The sequence below is a fragment of the Pseudaquabacterium terrae genome, from assembly GCF_013266755.1.
GTDB classification, from domain to species: Bacteria; Pseudomonadota; Gammaproteobacteria; order Burkholderiales; family Burkholderiaceae_C; genus Pseudaquabacterium; species Pseudaquabacterium terrae.
The window spans coordinates 1-2,588 of sequence record NZ_JABRWJ010000041.1; the positions used below are offsets into that span (position 1 = coordinate 1).

General features: G+C 67.7%; 2 protein-coding genes. Both read left to right on the forward strand.

Translation table 11 applies throughout. The features are described 5' to 3' along the window. Positions 1-153 precede the first annotated feature (153 nt). Positions 154-1,761, forward strand: coding sequence for an IS21 family transposase (gene istA / locus HLB44_RS36600; protein ID WP_173135783.1), 1,608 nt, complete (start codon positions 154-156; stop codon positions 1,759-1,761). Further along, complete coding sequence (gene istB, locus HLB44_RS36605; protein WP_173135784.1) at positions 1,748-2,509, forward strand: IS21-like element helper ATPase IstB; 762 nt, start codon at positions 1,748-1,750, stop codon at positions 2,507-2,509. The genes istA and istB overlap by 14 nt, the downstream gene beginning before the upstream one ends. Positions 2,510-2,588: the final 79 nt, after the last annotated feature.

Sequence of the window (2,588 nt, forward strand, 5' to 3'; positions counted from 1 at the left end):
CCCCGAACGACACCCGAACTCCCCCACTGATCGACACGTAAATTCCCCCACCCTGGCCACCGTGCCGTGATGGTGCAGGCCCCCGGCGCTCGCCGGCGGCCTCCATGCAGGTAGGACGTTACTTTCTGCCCTCTTCCAGGAGAGGGCAACGGAGTGAACGTTTTGAAGCCGCACCTGCAGACGACCATCTGGACCTTGCTGGCCGCCGGAGCCAGCCAACGAGAGATCGAGCGCGTCACCGGCATCGATCGCAAGACGATCCGGGCCTACGAGAAGCGCTTTGCCACCGCAGCTGCGGCGAATTCCCCCGGGGTGTCTACCGACCCCGGCCCGCAAATTCCCCCACCCTGTCCACCGACTCCGGTGCGCGCCCGGCCGGCCTCGACGGTGTCGGCGTGCGAGCCGCATCGCGACTTCATCGGGGCGCAACTGCGGCTGCGCCGCAACGCCATGGCGATCTACCAGGACCTGGTCGACAAGCAGGGGTTCGTCGCCGGCTACGCCTCGGTCATGCGCTTCGTGCGCAAGCTGCGCCACCGCGAGCCCGAGCAATTCGACCGGCTGGAGTTCCTGCCGGGCGAGGAGATGCAGGTCGACTACGGCGAAGGCGCTCCGACCCGCGTGCCCGGCACTGACCGCTACCGCAAGCCGCGGCTGTTCGTGGCGACGCTGCGCTACTCGCGGCGCAGCTTCCGCCGGGTGGTGTGGAAGTCCAGCCAGGAGACGTGGGCCCGGCTGCACGAGCAGGCCTGGCGCCACTTCGCAGGCAGCTGCCGCTACGTGGTGCTGGACAACCTCAAGGAGGGCGTGCTCAAGCCCGACCTGTACGAGCCGGAGCTCAACCCGGTGTACGCCGCCACGCTGGCGCACTACGGCGTGGTGGCCGACCCGGCCAGGGTCCGCGACCCCAACCGCAAGGGCACCGTCGAGAACGCCATCGGCCACACCCAAGCCACCGCCTTGAAGGGCCGGCGCTTCGAGTCGCTGGAGGAGCAGAACACCTTCCTCGAGCACTGGGAGAACAAGTGGGCGGCCTCTCGCATCCACGGCAGCGCGCGGCGCCAGGTGCAAGCCATGTTCGATGAGGAGCGGCCGCTGCTGCAGCCGTTGCCGATGCTGGGCATGCAGTACTTCACCGAGTCGCAACGCACCGTCTGCGACGACAGCTGCGTGCGGGTCGATCACAGCAGCTACGCCGCGCGGCCGGCGGCCATCGGCAGCCTGGTGCTGGTACGGGTGTTCGAACACCGCATCGAGATCCGCGACCTCACGACTCAGGCGCTGTTGCGAACCCACGACCGCGTCGAACGCCCCGGCACTGTCGTGCTGCCGATGGAAGAGCGCGTGTTCAACCCCTCGCGCGAGACGCGCCGCATCCTCGCCCAGGCCAAGACGATCGGACCGGACGCGCAGCAGCTGTGCGAGCTGCTGTTCGCCGTCGAGGGCCGCGTCGGGCAACGCAAGCTCTGGGGCATCGTCCGCCTGGCCGATCGCTACCCGCGCCGCCTGGTCGACCGCGCCTGCGCGCAGGCCATCGCCGCCGGCATCCACAGCTACGGCTACGTCAAGAAGCTCACCGAGAAGCTCGTCGCCGAGGCGCTGGCCGCCATCGATCGTGCCGACGAGTCCGGTCAACTGGAACTGGGCCTGACGCAAGAGCACCCGCTGATTCGTCCGGCGGACATCTACGCCGAGTTGTTCACCCGCTGCGCTGCCGCACAGCCCTCGACCCCTGGAGGTACCTCGCATGACAGTCAATGAGATCGAACGCGCGCTGCGCGACCTGCGCTTGTCAGGCATCGCCGACACCTTGAACACCCGCGTGATGCAGGCGCAGTCCTCGCAGCAGCCGTTGCTGGAGACCCTGGCCACGATGCTGCAGGATGAGCTCGATCGGCGCCACTCGCGCCTGACCGAGCGGCGCTTCAAGCACTCGCGCCTGGAAGAACGCCTGACGCTGGCCGACTTCGACTGGCGCTTCAACCCGAAGCTGCCGCGCCAGGCTTGCTTCGAGCTGCACACGCTGAAGTTCATCGGCGACGGGGCCAACGCGCTGATCCTCGGCAAGCCGGGCACCGGGAAGTCGCACATCGCCAAGGCTGTCGCCTACCAGGCAACCCTGCAGGGCCACGACGTCCGCTACGTCGAGGCCGACACGGAGTTCGCACGCTACGTGCTCGGAAGCCCGCAAGAACAGGCCGCGCTGACGCGCGCGTACATCGAGGCGGACCTGCTCGTCCTGGACGACCTGTTCCTCGCGCGGCGCATCTCCGACACCGCCGCCGAACTGCTTCAGACCATCGTCCATCGCCGCTACAAGCGCCGCGGCAGCATCGTCGTGACCTCCAACCGCGTTGTTCAGGACTGGGGCAAGTACCTCGGCGACGCGACCATGGGCACCACCATCCTGGACCGCCTCATGCACCGCTCAGTCATGCTCGAGTTCGAAGGCAAGAGCTATCGACTGAAGGAGGCGGCCGCGCGCTTGGCCATCGCCGCCGAAGCATGACCGATCAATAATCCGACCACGTCCTGCCTGGAGGAGTTTGGGTGTCTACAGGTGGGGGAATTTGAAGTGTCGATCGGGG

Coding starts and splice junctions, on each gene's coding strand:
- istB (WP_173135784.1), top strand. CDS start 1,748: ATGACAGTCAATGAGATCGAACGCGCGCTGCGCGACCTGCGCTTGTCA.